General features: G+C 70.7%; 16 protein-coding genes. 12 read left to right on the top strand and 4 right to left on the bottom strand.

Annotated elements, in window-relative coordinates; genetic code table 11:
• Window positions 1–316 precede the first annotated feature (316 nt).
• A complete protein-coding gene (guaB, locus tag RS82_RS03920) occupies window positions 317–1,819 on the top strand; it encodes an IMP dehydrogenase (protein ID WP_045297064.1) in 1,503 nt (500 codons plus the stop codon).
• A gap of 74 nt (window positions 1,820–1,893) precedes the next feature.
• Here guaB and RS82_RS03925 read toward each other — a convergent pair whose 3' ends face one another.
• Complete coding sequence (locus tag RS82_RS03925) at window positions 1,894–3,000, bottom strand: FAD-dependent oxidoreductase (protein WP_045297170.1); 1,107 nt, start codon at window positions 2,998–3,000, stop codon at window positions 1,894–1,896.
• 149 nt (window positions 3,001–3,149) lie between these two features.
• Between RS82_RS03925 and RS82_RS03930 the strand changes: the two genes are divergently transcribed.
• Entirely contained in the window at window positions 3,150–3,773 is a 624-nt protein-coding gene (locus RS82_RS03930; protein ID WP_045297066.1) for a TMEM175 family protein, read from the top strand.
• A gap of 17 nt (window positions 3,774–3,790) precedes the next feature.
• On the opposite strand, the gene RS82_RS03935 is transcribed toward RS82_RS03930, so the two are convergent.
• Window positions 3,791–5,239, bottom strand: a complete 1,449-nt coding sequence (locus tag RS82_RS03935; RefSeq protein WP_045297067.1) for an MFS transporter — start codon at window positions 5,237–5,239, stop codon at window positions 3,791–3,793.
• Between the two features lie 87 nt (window positions 5,240–5,326).
• On the opposite strand from RS82_RS03935, the gene RS82_RS03940 reads away from it, so the two are divergent.
• The 10 genes from RS82_RS03940 to RS82_RS03985 all read left to right on the top strand — a co-directional run bounded on the left by RS82_RS03940 (window position 5,327) and on the right by RS82_RS03985 (window position 15,369).
• Window positions 5,327–5,995, top strand: coding sequence for a TetR/AcrR family transcriptional regulator (locus RS82_RS03940; protein ID WP_045297068.1), 669 nt, complete (start codon window positions 5,327–5,329; stop codon window positions 5,993–5,995).
• Between the two features lie 61 nt (window positions 5,996–6,056).
• Complete coding sequence (locus tag RS82_RS03945) at window positions 6,057–6,341, top strand: DUF2277 domain-containing protein (RefSeq protein ID WP_045297069.1); 285 nt, start codon at window positions 6,057–6,059, stop codon at window positions 6,339–6,341.
• 66 nt (window positions 6,342–6,407) lie between these two features.
• A complete protein-coding gene (locus RS82_RS03950; protein WP_045297070.1) occupies window positions 6,408–8,096 on the top strand; it encodes an ABC-F family ATP-binding cassette domain-containing protein in 1,689 nt (562 codons plus the stop codon).
• Window positions 8,097–8,345: 249 nt separating this feature from the next.
• Window positions 8,346–9,464, top strand: coding sequence for a GuaB3 family IMP dehydrogenase-related protein (locus RS82_RS03955; RefSeq protein WP_045297072.1), 1,119 nt, complete (start codon window positions 8,346–8,348; stop codon window positions 9,462–9,464).
• 80 nt (window positions 9,465–9,544) lie between these two features.
• A complete protein-coding gene (locus RS82_RS03960) occupies window positions 9,545–10,351 on the top strand; it encodes an SURF1 family protein (RefSeq protein ID WP_084695453.1) in 807 nt (268 codons plus the stop codon).
• A gap of 39 nt (window positions 10,352–10,390) precedes the next feature.
• Window positions 10,391–10,891 carry a DUF3817 domain-containing protein gene (locus RS82_RS03965; RefSeq protein ID WP_045297073.1) on the top strand — a complete coding sequence of 167 codons (501 nt, stop codon included), beginning with the start codon at window positions 10,391–10,393 and terminating at the stop codon, window positions 10,889–10,891.
• Window positions 10,888–12,471, top strand: coding sequence for a glutamine-hydrolyzing GMP synthase (guaA, locus tag RS82_RS03970; protein ID WP_045297074.1), 1,584 nt, complete (start codon window positions 10,888–10,890; stop codon window positions 12,469–12,471). The genes RS82_RS03965 and guaA overlap by 4 nt, the downstream gene beginning before the upstream one ends.
• Window positions 12,472–12,565: 94 nt before the next feature.
• Entirely contained in the window at window positions 12,566–14,020 is a 1,455-nt protein-coding gene (locus RS82_RS03975) for a glycosyltransferase (protein ID WP_052676680.1), read from the top strand.
• 120 nt (window positions 14,021–14,140) lie between these two features.
• Window positions 14,141–14,770 carry a ClpP family protease gene (locus tag RS82_RS03980; RefSeq protein ID WP_045297077.1) on the top strand — a complete coding sequence of 210 codons (630 nt, stop codon included), beginning with the start codon at window positions 14,141–14,143 and terminating at the stop codon, window positions 14,768–14,770.
• Window positions 14,767–15,369: a ClpP family protease gene (locus tag RS82_RS03985; RefSeq protein WP_045297078.1), complete on the top strand. Its 603-nt coding sequence runs from the start codon at window positions 14,767–14,769 to the stop codon at window positions 15,367–15,369. The genes RS82_RS03980 and RS82_RS03985 overlap by 4 nt, the downstream gene beginning before the upstream one ends.
• Window positions 15,370–15,394: 25 nt before the next feature.
• On the opposite strand, the gene ligD is transcribed toward RS82_RS03985, so the two are convergent.
• Both ligD and RS82_RS03995 read right to left on the bottom strand, forming a co-directional pair.
• The gene (gene ligD, locus RS82_RS03990; protein WP_045297079.1) at window positions 15,395–16,642 is read right to left on the bottom strand and encodes a non-homologous end-joining DNA ligase; all 1,248 of its coding nucleotides are present in this window, start codon (window positions 16,640–16,642) and stop codon (window positions 15,395–15,397) included.
• Between the two features lie 46 nt (window positions 16,643–16,688).
• Complete coding sequence (locus RS82_RS03995) at window positions 16,689–17,027, bottom strand: helix-turn-helix domain-containing protein (protein WP_045297080.1); 339 nt, start codon at window positions 17,025–17,027, stop codon at window positions 16,689–16,691.
• Window positions 17,028–17,236: the final 209 nt, after the last annotated feature.

The raw sequence follows: 17,236 nt of genomic DNA on the forward strand, positions 1-17,236 counted from the left end.
TCGTGGTCACAGTCGTAGGACCCACAGAACCTCCAGTTCGGCACACCACGCGGACACCGAAGCTCGGGTCGCATCGGCCGTGATGACGACGCTACGACTGTAATGTGTCGTCGCTGTTTCGCCCAAGGTTCCTTGTGGATAAGTGATCCGATCGCAACCGGACAGCGTTCACCGGCTCGCGCGCGCTCGCGCGTGCCGTTATCCCGGGAACAAACGGGGCCTGTGCGCGCTTAGAATCGAGTACGGAGCGTCACGAGCGCACCGGCCGCCGCTGTCCACCCCCAGAGCACGCGCGCGCCCGCGCGAGGAGACCCCCATGGAGCACAACGACCCCTTCGGCTTCGTCGGACTGACCTACGACGATGTGCTGCTGCTGCCCGGCCACACCGACGTGATCCCCAGCGAAGCCGACACCTCGTCCCGGGTGACGCGACGCATCACCGTCGCGACCCCGCTCATCTCGAGCGCGATGGACACGGTGACGGAGTCGCGCATGGCGATCGCGATCGCCCGCGAAGGCGGTCTCGGGATCATCCACCGCAACCTTGCGATCGAGGATCAGGCCTCGATGGTCGACCGCGTCAAGCGGAGCGAGTCGGGCATGATCACCGACCCGATCACGACCACGCCCGATGCCACGATCGAAGAGGTCGACTCGCTCTGCTCGCAGTACCGCATCTCGGGCCTCCCGGTCGTCGACGATGAGAACCACCTCGTGGGCATCGTCACGAACCGCGACATGCGCTTCGTCTCGGGCTTCGAGCGTCAGACCACCAAGGTGCGCGACGTCATGACGACCGACGGCCTGGTCACCGGTCGCGTGGGCATCAGCGCCGGCGAGGTCATCGCGCTCTTCGCGCAGCACCGCGTCGAGAAGCTCCCGCTCATCGACGAGCACGGCAAGCTCGCGGGTCTCATCACCATCAAGGACTTCGACAAGAGCGAGAAGTACCCCCTCGCCACCAAGGACGAGCAGGGCCGCCTCCGCGTCGGTGCCGCCATCGGCTTCTTCGGCGACGCCTGGCAGCGCGCCGAAGCCCTGCGCGACGCGGGGGTGGACGTCATCGTCGTCGACACCGCCAACGGGCAGTCGCAGGGTGTCATCGACATCGTCCGCCGCCTCAAGGCCGACGCGAGCTTCGACCACATCGACGTGATCGGCGGCAACGTCGCGACGCGCGAGGGCGCGCAGGCGCTCATCGACGCCGGCGTCGACGCCGTCAAGGTCGGCGTCGGTCCAGGCTCGATCTGCACCACCCGCGTCGTCGCAGGCGTCGGCGTGCCGCAGGTGACCGCGGTGTATGAGGCCTACCTGGCCGCGCGCGAAGCGGACATCCCCGTGATCGCCGACGGCGGACTCCAGTACTCGGGAGACATCGCCAAGGCGCTGGTCGCCGGCGCCGACACCGTCATGCTCGGCTCGCTCCTCGCCGGCACCGACGAGTCGCCGGGTGAGATCGTCTTCCAGGGCGGCAAGCAGTTCAAGCAGTATCGCGGCATGGGGTCGCTCGGTGCGATGCAGACCCGCGGCAAGAAGACGTCGTACTCGAAGGACCGCTACTTCCAGGCCGACGTCCCCACCGACGACAAGCTGATCCCCGAGGGCATCGAGGGCCAGGTCGCGTACCGCGGTCCGGTCTCGGCCGTCGCCTACCAGCTCGTCGGCGGCCTGCGTCAGTCGATGTTCTACGTCGGCGCCCGCACGATCGACGAGCTCAAGGCCAAGGGCAAGTTCGTCCGCATCACGGCGGCCGGCCTCAAGGAGTCCCACCCTCACGACGTCCAGATCGTCGTCGAGGCCCCCAACTACAAGAAGTAGCCCGCTTCACAGACGGATGCCTCGACCCGCGCACCGCGCAGGGTCGAGGCATCCGTCGTTTCCGGCGGGCCGGCTCAGGGGAGGCGGAAGGGCTCGGCGGCGCGGAAACCGTCGTCGGTCGCGAGGTCGGCGAGGACAGAACCGACAGCCGGCGTGAACTTGAAGCCGTGGCCGGAGAATCCGGCGCCGACGACGATACGGCCGCGGCGGTCGAGGAGGAAGTCCTGCGAGTCCGTGGACGTGTAGGTGCAGCTGATGGGCTCGGCCGAGTCGGCGTCGAGACCCGGGAACCACTCGGCGACGTAATCCCGCAGCTGCGCGGCCTGCGCGGGCACCGGACGGAAGGAGCGGGCGTCGGGGTCGACCACGGGGCCGACGAGGTGGAAGCCCACCTTCACGCCCTCGCCCGGCGTCGGCATGCCGTAGACGTTCGCGGGGTACCGCTGCGGCGACAGGAGATGGTTGAACGAGGGCCACCGCGCATCCGGCGCGGTCGGGGTGAAGTGCGCCGGGCTCTCCTCGGTCACGGTCAGCCGCGGGAGCGGGAAGGACGCCGGAAGGATGCCGGGGGTCCAGGCTCCTGAGGTCACCACCACGGTTTCGGCCACGAGATCGTGGCGCTCGCCGTCGACGTCGACCGTCAGCGCGACGCCGTCGGCGCGCTCGTCGAGCGAGACCACGCGGTGCCCGAAGCGGACGTCGGCTCCGTGGCTGCGCGCGCCGTGCTCGAGCGCGTCGAGGGCGGCGGACGCGCGGACCACCCCGGCGTCGGGAGTGAACAGCACGTCGTCGGTGAAGCGCATGCCGCTCCAGCGCCGTGCCGCCTCGTGCGCGGCGAGCACCTCGGCGCGCTCGCCGCGGGCGACGAGCGCGCGATGCACGTCGGCGACGACGGCGTCGTCGCCGTGGGTCACGAGGCCGTGCAGGCGCAGCAGCGGTTCGCCGGTCGCGCGCGAGAGCTCGTCCCACTCGGCGCGCGCAAGCGTGAGCAGGTCGAGGTAGTGGGCGGCGCCGTAGGCGTTGTTGAAGTTGCGGGTCGCGCCGTGCGAGGCTCCGCGCGTGTGACCCCGTTCGAACCGTTCGAGGGCGACCACGCGGCGGCCGCGGCGCGCGAGCTGCCACGTCGTCGCGAGCCCCATGGCACCCGCGCCGACCACGACGTACGGAACATGCTCGGTCACGCTGGCCTCCCAGGTCTCGGATGCAGAGGGGCGCGGCATCCGTCTCCACCTCCATCCAACCCCAGCGCACGCTGCCGCGGAGATGCGGTGACCCCGTGTGACGGCGGGCGCTGCGCACCGCCCGTCGCGAGTGTCGCTACCCTGGCGCCATGATCAGGCAGCGGCGGCATCCGGCGGCGACGCAGCGCACGACGCGTCTCGAGGCGTTCACCGACGGGGTGTTCGCGATCGCGGCGACGCTGCTCGTGCTCGACCTGACGCAGTACTCACCCGGCAAGGTCGACTCCGACGCCGACATGTGGGCCGCCCTCGGCGGCATGGGCGAGCTCTTCCTGAACTTCGTGCTGAGCTTCGGGCTGCTGTGCCTGATGTGGATGGTGCACGTCCACCAGTTCGAGCACATCGCGCGCGTCGACGCCACGATGGTGTGGCTCAACAACGCCCGCCTGCTGTTCATCGTGCTGGTGCCGTTCGCGACGAACCTCACCACCGAGTACTCGGACTTCCTCGCCGGCCGTCTCGCGATGCCTCTGGCGTTCTTCCTGGCGATCCTGTTCAGCTGGCTGCAGTGGGGCTGGGCCGTGCGCCGACGTGACGTCATGCTCCCCGACATGACTCGAGCGGATGCTGTGGCCTACGGCCGCGGCTCGCTCAGCGCCCTCTTCATCTCCGCGGCGGTCGTTGCGCTGGCCCCCTGGATCGGCTCCGCTGCGTTCCTGCTGTTCTTCGTGGACGGCCCGCTCACGCGCGCCTTGCGCGGCAAGGGCGACTGAGCCGCCTCGTCGGCGGCCTATCGAGCGGGGGTGAGTTCCGCCTCGGCAGGCACGGCGGGCACGGCAGCCGTCGTCCCCTTGCCGGAGGGGAGCCATAGCGCCACGATCGTCGCGGCGAACAGGACGGCCGCACCGGTGAAGACCGCGGGGCGGGCGGCGTCGACGTACATGTCGGGCAGGAGCTCGCCGCCGGCGCTCACGAAGATCGCGGTCATCACGGCGGTGCCCAGGGCGACGCCCAGCTCACGGACGGTGGAGTTCACGCCGGACGCCTTGGCGTGGTCGATGAGTCCGAGTGTCGCGAGCAGCGCGGTCGCGGACGGGGCGAACACGAGCGCCATGCCGACGCCCGCCATGATGAACGGCGCGATCAGCGTCGGGTAGTCGAGGTCGGTCGACATGACGGCGGCGATCCACGTGAGCGCGACGCCCTGCAGGGCGAGGCCGAGCACGAGCAGGATGCGCGTGCCGACACGCGGAGCCAGGATGCCGGCGATGGGGGCGACGATCATGGGCGCGAGCGTCCACGGGGTGGTCTGCACGGCGGCCTCGAGGGGCGTGGATCCCTGGACGACCTGCAGGTACTGGATCAGGATGAACACCGCCCCGAACGTGCCGAAGCTGAACGCGAATCCGACGATGTTGGTGATCGAGAACGAGCGGTCGCGGAAGAGGCGCAGCGGCATGAGGGGCGCCTGCGCGCGGGTCTGCCACCAGAGGAACGCGGCGATGAGCAGCGTGCCGAGCACGATCTCCGCGATGACCCCGATCGAGTCCCAGCCGTCGTCGTTGCCGCGCACGATCGCGTGGACGAGGGCGAGCACACCGGCCGCCGCGAGCAGCGCCCCCGGAACGTCGATGCGGGCGCGGGCGCCGAAGTCGTTGTTCAGCACGACGAGCGCGAGGGGGATCGCGATGATCGCGACGGGCACGTTGATCCAGAAGATCGCCTGCCAGTCCCAGCCCTCCATGATGGCCCCGCCGACGAGCGGGCCGACCGCGACGCCGAGCCCCGAGACGCCGCCCCAGATGCCGATCGCGAGTGCGCGTCGCGCCGGCGGCACCGCCCCGCTCAGCAGCGCGAGGGAGAGGGGCATGACGCCTGCGGCGCCCAGACCCTGCACCGCACGGGCGGCGATGAGCTGACCTGGGTCGGTGCTGAGCGCGGCGAGCACCGAGCCCACGCCGAACACGGCGATGCCGATCGCGAACAGGGTGCGGCGGCCGAACCGGTCGCCGAGCGCCGAGGCGATGAGGATCGCACCGGCGAACGCCAGCGTGTACGCGTTGACGAACCACTGCAGCTCTTCGACGCTCGCGCCCATCTCGCGGTGCAGCACCGGGAGCGCGTTCGTCATGACGAGGTTGTCGAGCGTGGCCATGAACATCGGAAGGGATGCCGCGGCCACCACGAGCGCGAACGGCCGAGCGCGGCGAGGGGTCGCGGTGAGGGGTGATTCGGTCATGGGAGACTCCGGTTGTAATCGAATGATTACCACAATGTAGTAATCGACTGATTACAAAGTCAAGTCATTCGCTGATAACCTTTCGGCATGACACCTCCAGCCCCGAGCGGCGCCGTCACCGTCGACGAGCCGGCCGGCACGGGCAAGCGCCTGTCGTCCGCGGAGCGGCGCCGCCAGATCCTGGTGGCCGCGCTCGCCGTGTTCGGCGCCCGCGGCTACGAGGGGGCGACCACCGACGAGGTGGCCCGCGCCGCCGGCGTCAGCCAGCCGTACGTGGTGCGGCTGTTCGGCTCGAAGGAGAACCTCTTCCTCGCCGCGATCGAAGACGCCCTGGCGCGTATGCTCGCGGGCTTCCGTGCGGCCCTCGCCGACGATTCCCCGCACGATCCCGACATCACGCCCGAGAAGGCGGCGGCCAAGCGCATCGGACAGGCCTACGTCGACCTCATCGCGGTGCGCGGCCTCCACCAGACGCTCGCGCACGCCTACCTGCTCGGGAGTCACCCCGTGATCGGCGCGGCCGCGCGCCAGGGCTTCGCGAAGGTCTGGCGGTTCTTCCGCGACGAGATGGGTCTCGACGCCGACGAGTCGCGCGCGTTCATGGCCGAGGGCATGCTCATCTCGACGATGATCGGCCTGCGCATCGTGGACGACTACGGCTCCGACCCGCAGATCACCGAGCTCTTCCGCTCCTGCTTCCCGACCGAGCTGCCCCACGTGCTCGAGGTCCTCCCGCGCGGCACCGACCGCTGGTAGCGGGGGCTGGTGCGGATGCTGCGCCTGGCCCGCGTCTGGGGTGCGGCGTAGGGTCGGGGGCATGTGCCGGAACATCCACACGCTCCACAACTTCGAGCCCGCAGCATCGTCTGCCGAGGTCCACGCGGCCGCGCTCCAGTACGTGCGCAAGATCGCGGGCACGACCAAGCCCTCGAAGGCGAATCAGGAGGCCTTCGACCACGCCGTGCACGAGATCGCGCACATCACGCAGCACCTGCTCGACGACCTCGTCGCGGTGACGCCGCCGAAGAACCGCGAGGTCGAGGCCGCCAAGGCGCGCGAGCGCGCGATCCGCTCGGGCAGGTACGCCGCACCGGCCGCCTGAGCTCTGGGGTAGTCTGGTCGGCTCCCCATCGCACGAACCCGTCCCGCGGAGCAGACAGGGAACACCGTGGGGTACATCGACATCGCCGCCGTCTCGTACGCGCTGCCGGACGGCCGTCCGCTGCTCGACGAGGTCTCGTTCCGCGTGGGCGAAGGGTCGACGACGGCGCTCATCGGTCAGAACGGCGCCGGCAAGACGACGCTGCTGCGCATCATCCGGGGTGAGACGCCGGCACTTTCGGGCGTGGTCTCCATCGACGGCGGCCTCGGGGTGATGGACCAGTTCGTCGGCCACGGCGAGGCCGGGCAGACCGTCCACGATCTCCTGATCGCCGTCGCCCCCGACCGTGTGCGTCGCGCTGCGCGCGAGCTCGAGGACTCCGAGGCTGCGATCATCGAGCACGACGACCTCGACACGCAGATGCGGTACGCCGGGGCGCTCGCCGACTACGCCGAGGCCGGCGGCTATGAGTACGAGACCGTCTGGGACACGTGCACGACGACGGCGCTCGGCATCCCTTTCGCGCGCGCGCGATTCCGTGAGCTCACCACGCTCTCGGGCGGCGAGCAGAAGCGGCTCGCGCTCGAGGCGCTGCTGCGAGGCCCCGACCAGGTGCTGCTGCTCGACGAGCCCGACAACTACCTCGACGTGCCCGGCAAGCGCTGGCTCGAAGAGCACCTGCGCGAGACGCAGAAGACGGTGCTGCTGGTGTCGCACGACCGCGAGCTGCTGGCTCGCGCCGCCGACCGCATCGTGACTCTCGAGGCGGGCGGCGCAGGCAGCACCGCGTGGGTGCACGGCGGCGGCTTCGGCACCTATCACCGGGCACGGGAAGACCGGATGCTGCGCCTCGACGAGCTGCGCCGCCGCTGGGACGAGCAGCACGCCAAGCTCAAAGAGCTCGTCGCCACGCTCAAGGTGAAGGCCACGGCCAACGACACATTCACCTCCCGGTACCGCGCCGCCCAGACGCGGCTGCGCAAGTTCGAGGAGGCGGGTCCGCCGCAGGAGCGCCCGAAGGAGCAGGATCTCGACGTGCGCCTGCGCGGCGCGCGCACCGGCCGGCGCGCGGTCGTCGCCGAGCAGCTCGAGCTCACCGGGCTCATGAAGCCGTTCGACCTCGAGGTGTGGTTCGGCGACCGGGTCGCGGTGCTCGGCTCGAACGGGTCGGGCAAGTCGCACTTCCTTCGGCTGCTCGCCCGTGGCGGCACCGACCCCGATGGGCGCCTCGGGCACCTGACCACGACCGGCGCGGGGCTCGAGCCCGTGGCGCACACCGGTCGCGGGATCCTCGGCGCCCGAGTCGTGCCCGGGTGGTTCGCGCAGACCCACCGCCACCCGGAGTTCGACGGCAAGACGCTGCTCGACATCCTCCATCGCGGCGAGGACGCCCGCTCCGGACTGCCGCGCGAGGCCGCGTCGAGCGCTCTCGATCGCTACGGACTCGTCGCGCAGGCCGAGCAGACGTTCGACAGCCTGTCCGGTGGTCAGCAGGCGCGGTTCCAGATCCTCCTGCTCGAGCTCTCGGGTGCGACGCTCCTCCTTCTCGATGAGCCGACCGACAACCTCGACCTCGTCTCGGCCGAGGCGCTGCAGGACGCCCTCGCCCGCTTCGAGGGAACGGTGCTCGCCGTCACGCACGACCGCTGGCTCGCGAAGTCCTTCGACCGCTTCATCGTCTTCGGCTCGGACGGCCGCGTCTTCGAGTCGAACGAGCCGGTCTGGGACGAGACACGGGTGGCTCGCACCCGGTGAGGATGACCGGATCGTCGCCTCGACGGTGCGTCACGTCCCGAGGCCGTTCGCACCGGCTCGCGAAGCTGCGCTCGGGGAGTCCTGGGGATAAGGACACCGGTTGGCGTCCTTATCCCCAGGACTGCCGGCGCGGAGGAAGCTCATCGGGCTCGTGACGGCTTGGGGACGGCTGTCGCGTGAACTCCGGGGGTGGCCGGCCGGGCGGAATCCGGCGCCGCGGGGCCCGCCGGGTAGGCTGGTCGCGTGAGTATGGACATCGAACTCGGCCGGGCCAAGCGGGCGCGTCGCGCCTACACGTTCGACGACATCGCGGTGGTGCCGTCGCGGCGCACGCGCAACCCCGAGGACGTCTCGACCACGTGGACGATCGACGCCTTCAGCTTCGACATCCCGGTGCTGGGCGCCCCGATGGATTCGGTCGTGAGCCCCCGCACGGCCATCATGCTGGGCCAGCTCGGCGGGCTCGGCGTCCTCGATCTCGAGGGCCTCTGGACTCGCTACGACGACCCCGAGCCGCTGCTCGCCGAGATCGCCGGCCTCGAGAAGGCCGCCGCGACCCGCCGCATGCAGGAGCTCTACGCCGAGCCCATCAAGCCCGAGCTCGTGCGCGATCGCCTCGCCGAGATCCGCGCCGGCGGCGTGACGGTCGCCGGCTCCCTCACTCCGCAGCGCACCCAGGAGCTGTACGAGACGGTCGTCGCTGCCGGCGTCGACCTCTTCGTGATCCGCGGCACGACGGTCTCGGCCGAGCACGTCTCGAGCGTCGACCAGCCGCTGAACCTCAAGAAGTTCATCTACGACCTCGACGTCCCCGTCATCGTCGGTGGCGCCTCGACGTACACCGCAGCCCTGCACCTCATGCGCACCGGTGCGGCCGGCGTGCTCGTCGGCTTCGGCGGGGGAGCGGCGTCGACGACGCGTGCCACCCTCGGCCTCCACGCCCCGATGGCGACCGCGGTCGCCGACGTCGCCGGCGCGCGCCGCGACTATCTGGACGAGTCGGGCGGCCGCTACGTGCACGTCATCGCGGACGGCGGCGTGGGCACGTCGGGCGACATCGTCAAGGCCATCGCGATGGGCGCCGACGCCGTCATGCTCGGCGTGGCGCTCGCGCGCGCGACGGATGCTCCGGGCCAGGGCTTCCACTGGGGACCCGAGGCGCACCACGCCAAGCTTCCGCGCGGCCGCCGCGTGAAAGTCGACCAGGTCGCGTCGCTCGAGGCGATCCTCTACGGCCCCGCACCGGTCGCCGACGGCACCGCGAACCTCATCGGGGCCCTGCGCAAGTCGATGGCGACCACCGGGTACTCCGACCTCAAGGAGTTCCAGCGGGTCGAGGTCGTCGTCGCGCCGTACGCCGCGGGATGACGGGTGCCATGACCGGCCCCGACTCGACGGGAGCGGCTGACCTCGCACCCGAGGCCTTCCCGCCGACCCTGCGCGAGGTGATGCTGCGCCCGCGATGGATCGGGATGCTGCTGCTCTGCCTCGTCGTCGCGGGTGTGTTCGCGTGGCTCGGGCAGTGGCAGCTGGGTCGTGCGGTGCAGACGAACCCGGTGCCCCCGGGGGCGACCGAAGAGGTCCAGCCCCTGGCCGGCGTCGCCCTGTCGGGCGAGTACCTGCCGGAGCCGCTCGTCGGCCAGCGCGTGCAGACGCGCGGAACCTGGGTTCCCGAGGACTTCATCGTCGTCGCGTCGCGCTACAACGACGGCGCTGAGGGCTACTGGGTGACCGGACAGCTACGCATCGACCCCGACGTGAGCGCGACGGTCGGCCCGACCTCGGTCGCGGTGGCGCTCGGATGGGCCGCCACCGAAGAGGACGCACGTGCTGCCATCGAGCAGCTCGAGGAAGAGGCATCCGCCGGCGAAACGGTCGAGGTGACCGGACGCCTGATCTCGGACGAGGGGCCGCTGCTCCCGCCCCGTGGTGCGGACCCGCAGACGCTGACCCGCATGTCGCCCGCGGCCCTGCTCGGCCAGTGGCACGACACCGACGCCCTCTTCGTGTACCGCCCGTACATCGCCTCCGTGGACCCGGTCGCCGGACTCGATGCCATCTCCTCGCCGGCACCGGTGGAAGGCTCGGGCATCAACTGGCTCAACATCTTCTACGCGGTCGAGTGGGCCGTGTTCGCCGGCTTCGCGTTCTACCTCTGGTACCGCCTCGCGAAGGATGCGTGGGAGAAGGAAGTCGAGGACTTCGAAGACGACCGCCGCGAGCCCGAAGGCGACCCCGAGCCCGCGACATCCTGAACGGGAAACGCCCCGGAATGCCGCGGGTAGACTGGGGTCATGCCCCGCGCCCCCAAGCTCGCTTCGTTTCCGGCGATCCGCGGAGCCCTGAAGTTCTACCAGGTCTGCTCGATCATCACGGGCACGATGCTGCTGCTGCTCGTCGCCGAGATGATCGTCAAGTACGTGGTCGGCTACGAGCTGTTCCTCGGTGGTTCCGGCGGGTTCCTGTGGTTCGCACCGGTCGTCGAGACGGCCTCGGGCCTCGAGTCGACCGGTGACGGGTTCAACCTGTCGCTCGGCATCCTCGTCGCCCACGGCTGGTTCTACGTCGTCTACCTGATCTCGTGCTTCCGCGTGTGGAGCCTCATGCGCTGGAACCTCCTGCGCCTGGGCATGCTCGCCGCCGGCGGTATCGTGCCCCTCCTGTCGTTCTTCATGGAGGCGCGCGTCGCCCGCGACGTGAAGACCTACCTGGCCGAGCGTGAGGCAGCCGAGCTGCACTCCCAGGCCGAGCACTCGTCCCTCACCCACGCGATCCCGACGGAGAACAAGCGTTGACCGCACAGACCGAGACCTCCCAGCGTCCCGTCCTCGTCGTCGACTTCGGCGCCCAGTATGCGCAGCTGATCGCGCGCCGCGTGCGCGAGGCCGGCGTGTACAGCGAGATCGTGCCGCACACGGCGACGGCTTCCGACATCGCGGCGAAGAACCCGGTCGGCATCATCCTGTCGGGCGGCCCGTCGTCGGTCTATGAAGAGGGCGCCCCTGCACTCGACCCCGGTGTCTTCGACCTCGGCGTGCCGACGCTCGGCATCTGCTACGGCTTCCAGGTCATGGCGCAGGCGCTCGGCGGCGAGGTGGCCAACACCGGACTCCGTGAGTACGGAGCGACGGATGCCGCGGTCACAGGCGACGGCGGCGTGCTGCTGGGCGGTCAGCCGGCCGAGCAGAACGTGTGGATGAGCCACGGCGACCAGGTCTCGCGTGCTCCCGAGGGCTTCGACGTCCTCGCTTCCACGGGCGCGACCCCGGTCGCCGCGTTCGGCAGCGACGAGCGCCGCCTCTACGGCGTGCAGTGGCACCCCGAGGTCAAGCACTCCGACCACGGCCAGCAGGTCATCGAGAACTTCCTCCACAAGGCGGCGGGTCTTCCCGCCGACTGGAACAGCGGCAACGTCATCGCCGAGCAGGTCGCGAAGATCCAGGCGCAGGTCGGGTCCGGCCGCGTCATCTGCGGTCTGTCGGGCGGCGTCGACTCCGCCGTGGCCGCAGCCCTCGTGCACAGGGCCGTCGGCGACCAGCTCGTGTGCATCTTCGTCGACCACGGACTCCTCCGCAAGGACGAGCGCGAGCAGGTCGAGCAGGACTACGTCGCCTCGACCGGCGTGCGCCTGGTCACGGTCGACGCACGCGAGCAGTTCCTGAACGCACTCGCGGGCGTGAGCGACCCCGAGCAGAAGCGCAAGATCATCGGCCGCGAGTTCATCCGCACCTTCGAGCAGGCCGAGGCCGCGCTCGTCGCGGAAGCCGAGGCCGACGGCGAGCCCATCCGCTTCCTCGTGCAGGGCACGCTCTACCCCGACGTCGTCGAGTCGGGCGGCGGCACGGGCACCGCGAACATCAAGTCGCACCACAACGTGGGAGGCCTCCCCGAAGACCTGCAGTTCGAGCTCGTGGAGCCGCTGCGCACCCTGTTCAAGGACGAGGTGCGCGCGATCGGCCGCGAACTCGGCCTTCCCGAGGTCATCGTCGGCCGCCAGCCGTTTCCGGGCCCCGGCCTCGGCATCCGGATCGTGGGTGAGGTCACCGCTGACCGCCTCCAGATTCTGCGCGATGCCGACGCGATCGCCCGCGAAGAGCTGACAAGGGCCGGCCTCGACGGCGAGATCTGGCAGTGCCCGGTCGTGCTGCTGGCCGACGTGCGCTCGGTGGGCGTGCAGGGCGACGGCCGCACCTACGGCCACCCCATCGTGCTGCGCCCCGTCTCGAGCGAAGACGCGATGACCGCCGACTGGACGCGCCTGCCCTACGACGTGCTCTCGAAGATCTCCAACCGCATCACCAACGAGGTGCGCGAGGTCAACCGGGTCGTGCTCGACGTCACGTCGAAGCCCCCGGGGACCATCGAGTGGGAGTGAGTTTGTGACGGGTGCCTCGGCGATGCCGGGGCATCCGTCGTCTTCCGGCGCCTCGGCGGGCCGGGGCAGTGCACGGATGGGTGAGGATGGACGGGTGACGACGGACCCCGCACCTTCGCTGCCCGACGCCGACTACGTGCTGCTGGGCAGCCGCGTGGCTCTCGGACTCGACGGCGGGTTCGCGGTGGCGGTGCCGACGCGCCTACGCCTGCTCGCCTCGGCGGGAGCTGTCGACCCGCTGCAGCTGAGCGTCGACGGCGGGTCGCTCCAAGACCACGCCGCGCAGCGGCAGGCATTCGTCGACGCCGGTCTGCTCGACAGCACCGCCTCGGCACGCAACCTCTTCGACGACATCGTCGCGGATCCGTCGTGGCTCTTCTCGGCCGGCGAGCCGCACACGGACGGCTCGTTCGAGGGCGAGCAGCGCGTGATCACGGTCCCCACGACCCCTCCACTCGCCGCCGGCGCGGCGGGCGGGCCCTCCGGCGACGTCGGCCCGGATGCGGGCAGGCCGATCGTGTCGCTTCCGGTGTTCCGCGACGACCCGACATGGCACCTCACCGACGCCCCCATCGTCGTGCACGCCCCCAGTGGCGACCGGGTGCTCCGCGGCTTCCGCAGTCTGTACGCGGCGTGGCTCACGCACCTCGCGGATGAGCGCCGCGCCACGACCGGAGACCCCGATCGCGTGCTCGTGGTGATCTTCGAGTCGCGCCAGATCGGCGAGACGCTCGTCGCCTGGGACGACCCCCGTGTGCGGCTCGTCCACACTGTGCACAACTCGCACCTCCCGGAGCCCTACGACGACCCCGCCGCCCCGGTGGCCGGCATGTGGCAGCGGTGGCTGTCGTCCGTCGATCGGTACGACGCGGTGCTCTGGCCGACCGCGGCGCAGCGCGACGAGGTCGCGGAGCGCTTCGGCGACCCGGGAACGTTCCACGTGGTGCCGAACACGATCGACCTCGGCACCGCGCCGCCGGATGCGGCGTCCCGCGATCCGCACAGCGTCGTCATGCTGAACCGCCTCGCCCCGCAGAAGCGCATCGACCTCGCGATCCGCGCGTGGGAGCGGGTGGTCCGGGAGGTGCCCGAGGCGCGGCTCGACGTGTACGGCGACGGCCCGCTTCGGCACGAGCTGCAGGAGCTGATCGACCAGCTCGGGGTGGCAGCATCCGTCACTCTCCACGGTGCCACCGCCGATCGCGACGCGATCTTCGACCGTGCCGCGCTCTTCGTCACGTCCACGGCCTTCGAGGGCCAGGGGCTGTCCATCGCCGAGGCGCTTGCGCGCGGACTGCCGGTGGTCTCGTTCGACGCCCGGTATGGCCCGCGCGAGGCCATCGCGGACGCGGGCATCGTCGTGCCGCCGGGCGACGTCGACGCCTTCGCCGACGCGATCATCGAGCTGCTGCGCGACGACCATCGCCGCGCCGAGCTGTCATCGCGTGCACGGTCGGCCGCAGCGGCCTTCACATCCGACGCGGTGCGCCCCGCCCTCGTCGCTGCGCTCCGCGCCGTCGTCGAGAGCCCCTCCCGCCGGTCGCGCTGATTGACGTTGCCTGGCGAGGCGCCAGAATCGGGGCAGACTGACCTGCTCGTTCCGCCGTGGGCAGAGCCGCCGGAAGCGGAAACGGATGCTGCGCCCTCGGCGGGCGCGCAGGCTGGGGGCATGGCTGAAGACATCCGGATTCCCCACTTCGGGACCGAGGCGCGACGCGAGCTGTTCCACCAGCGCGTGCTCGTGCTCGACGGCCCGCTCGACGACGACAACGGCACCCTGATCGCGACGCAGCTGCTGGCGCTCGCGGCTGAGGACGAGGCATCCGACATCGCCCTCTGGATCCACTCACCCGGCGGATCGGTGCCCTCGATGCTCGCGATCCGCGACGTCATGAACCTCATCCCCAACGACGTCGCGACCCTCGCGCTCGGCCTCGCGTGCAGCGCGGGGCAGTTCCTGCTGTCGGCGGGAGCGCGGGGCAAGCGCCGCGCGCTGCCGCACGCGCGCATCCTCATGCACCAGGGCTCAGCGGGTATCGGCGGGTCGGCGGTCGAGGTCGAGGTGCAGGCCGACGACCTGCGCCACATGCGCGACACCGTGCTCGGCCTCATCGCGGCAGACACCGGACAGAGCGTCGAGCGCATCTTCGAGGACTCGCTGCACGACCGCTGGTACACCGCCGCCGAGGCGCGGGACTACGGCTTCGTCGACGGGATCGTCGATTCGTTCGCACAGGTGGTGCCCCGGCGGCGACGGCCCGCAGGACTCGGACTCGGGCCAGCGGAGGTGGCGGCATGAGCTCGTACACGATCCCCAACGTGGTGGCGCAGCATCCGCGCGGCGATCGCATCATGGACGTGTACTCGCACCTGCTCGCCGAGCGCGTCGTGTACCTCGGCACCGGCATCGACGCGGGCGTGGCGAACGCGCTCATCGCGCAGCTGCTGCACCTCGACGCCGACAGTCCTGACCGCGACATCCAGCTCTACATCAACTGCGAGGGCGGCGATCCCTCGGCGATGCTCGCGGTGTACGACACGATGCAGCACGTCCGACCCGACGTCGCCACGACCGTCGTGGGACAGGCGATCGGCGTCGGCGCCGTGATGCTCGCCGCCGGCGCGACGGGGAAGCGCTCGGTGCTGCCGCACGCGCGCATCGTGCTGCATCAGCCGGCGGGCCAGGGGAGGGGCGCGATCCCCGACCTGATCCTGCAGGCCGACGAGCTCGTGCGCGTCCGCGGCGAGGTGGAGGAGATCCTCGCGAGGCATACGGGACAGGATGCTGCGAAGCTGCGTGCCGACACCGACCGCGACCGCGTCTTCACCGCCGCCGACGCGGTCGCCTACGGCCTCGCCGACGCCGTCCTTGCACGGGCATCGGCCCCCGTTCGCTGAGCGGAGGTCGCTCTGGCGCCCGGGATCAGCGGTCGAGGAGCGGGCCGGGCCAGGTCTTGCCCTCCCACGGGTCGTAGTCGGCGAGAAGCTCTTCCTGGGGCGGCCGGTCGGCCTCGGGCACGTGCTGGAGGTTGACGCGAACGCGGTACCAGAGCGAGCTCGAGCCGCGCATCCCGTCGATGAGCACGTCGGCGGGATGCAGCTGCTCCGCCACGGACGCGTGCGTGCTCCTCCACGCCTCGAGGGCCTGGACCGCCTCGGGCTTGGTCTTCGTCCGCGCGATCTCGATGAGCGGCATCGTCGACTGCCGCCGGCCAGACCCGTCGCCGCCGCGCGGGGGCTTCTCGGCTGGTCCCAGTTCCTCGGCGAGGCGGAGCAGCCCATCGAGGGTGCCGACCGCGTCGTCGATGCCGACGTGGGGGTCGCCGATCTCGGCGTAGCGGCCGGGCACGGTGAGCACCGTGAACTCGGCCGGACGCCGATCGCGCACCTCGCCCCAGTCGAGGGGGGTGGAGACGCGCGCGTCGGGCAGCGGGCGAATCGAGTAGGCAGACGCCACCGTGCGGTCCTTGGCGTTCTGGTTGAAGTCGACGAACACGCTCTCGCCGCGCTCCTCCTTCCACCAGCGGGCGGTCGCGAGCCCGGGTGCGCGGTTCTCGACCTCGCGAGCGAGCGTCTCGGCGGCGAGGCGCACCTGCTTGTAGTCGTGGTGCGCAGCGATGCGCACCAGGATGTGCATGCCGCGTGAGCCGCTGGTCTTGGGCCAGCCGACGAGCCCGACGTCGTCGAGCACCTCGCGGGCGACGAAGGCGACGTCGACGATCTGCGACCAGTCGACACCCGGCATCGGGTCGAGGTCGATGCGCAGCTCGTCGGGGTGGTCGAGGTCTTCGGCACGGACGGGATGCGGGTTCAGGTCGAGACACCCGAGGTTGACGACCCATGCGAGGCCCGCGGCATCCCGGATCACCGCCTCTTCGGCCGACGTGCCGCGCGCGTACTGCAGAGTCGCCGTGTCGATGAACTCGGGGTGGTTCTCGGGGACGCGCTTCTGGAAGAACGGCTCCTGGTCGATGCCCCGCGGGAACCGCTTGAGCACCATGGGGCGGCCGCCCGCGCCGCGCAGCGCGCCGTCGGCGACCGCGAGGTAGTAGCGGACGACGTCGAGCTTGGTGATCCCGGGCTGGGGGAACACGATCTTCGTCGGGCTCGAGATGCGCACCTCGTGCCCGTCGATCTCGAGGATCTCGGCTTCCGACTTCGCGGGCGTCACTCGGCCAGGCTAGCGACGGCCCAGGACATCGACCAGAGGAGAGAAGTCACGCGGCGAGGGAGTAGGTGGCGCGGCATCCGACCGCCGCCCGCTCGGTCGCGCGCGAGCGGAGGTCGTCGACGACGCCCGCGGTCAGCTCGATCAGCGTCACTTCGAGGGCACCGGCGACGGCGGCGATCATCTCGCTCGACGGCTCCTTGAGTCCTCGCTCCATCTCGGACAGGTACTGCGGTGAGACCCCGGCGCGGTCAGCCGTGTCGGCGAGGCGCTCGCCGCGTTCATGGCGCAGAGTGCGCAAGCGCTCGCCCAGCGCCTCGCGCCAGAGCGGCTCGGGCTCGCGGGACGGACGCGGTGCCTTCGTCGGCAGCGGGATGATCTCGGCCATGCGCTCACGATAGAGCGCGAGCGCACCTGAAGCCGAGACGGTTCCGCTCTGAGCAGAATGCGATCGCTCCTCGACGGGGTGCTGTGCACGTTGTGCGCGTCGGGTGGCCGGATGTGCGTGATGCACGAAACGCCGATGGCTGAGGGCGGTGAATTGGGCGGTTTGCTCAACCTGGGAGAGCTCTGTTGATCTTTTGAGCGTTCGCGCAT

The organism is Microbacterium trichothecenolyticum (genome assembly GCF_000956465.1).
Lineage (GTDB): Bacteria > Actinomycetota > Actinomycetes > Actinomycetales > Microbacteriaceae > Microbacterium > Microbacterium trichothecenolyticum.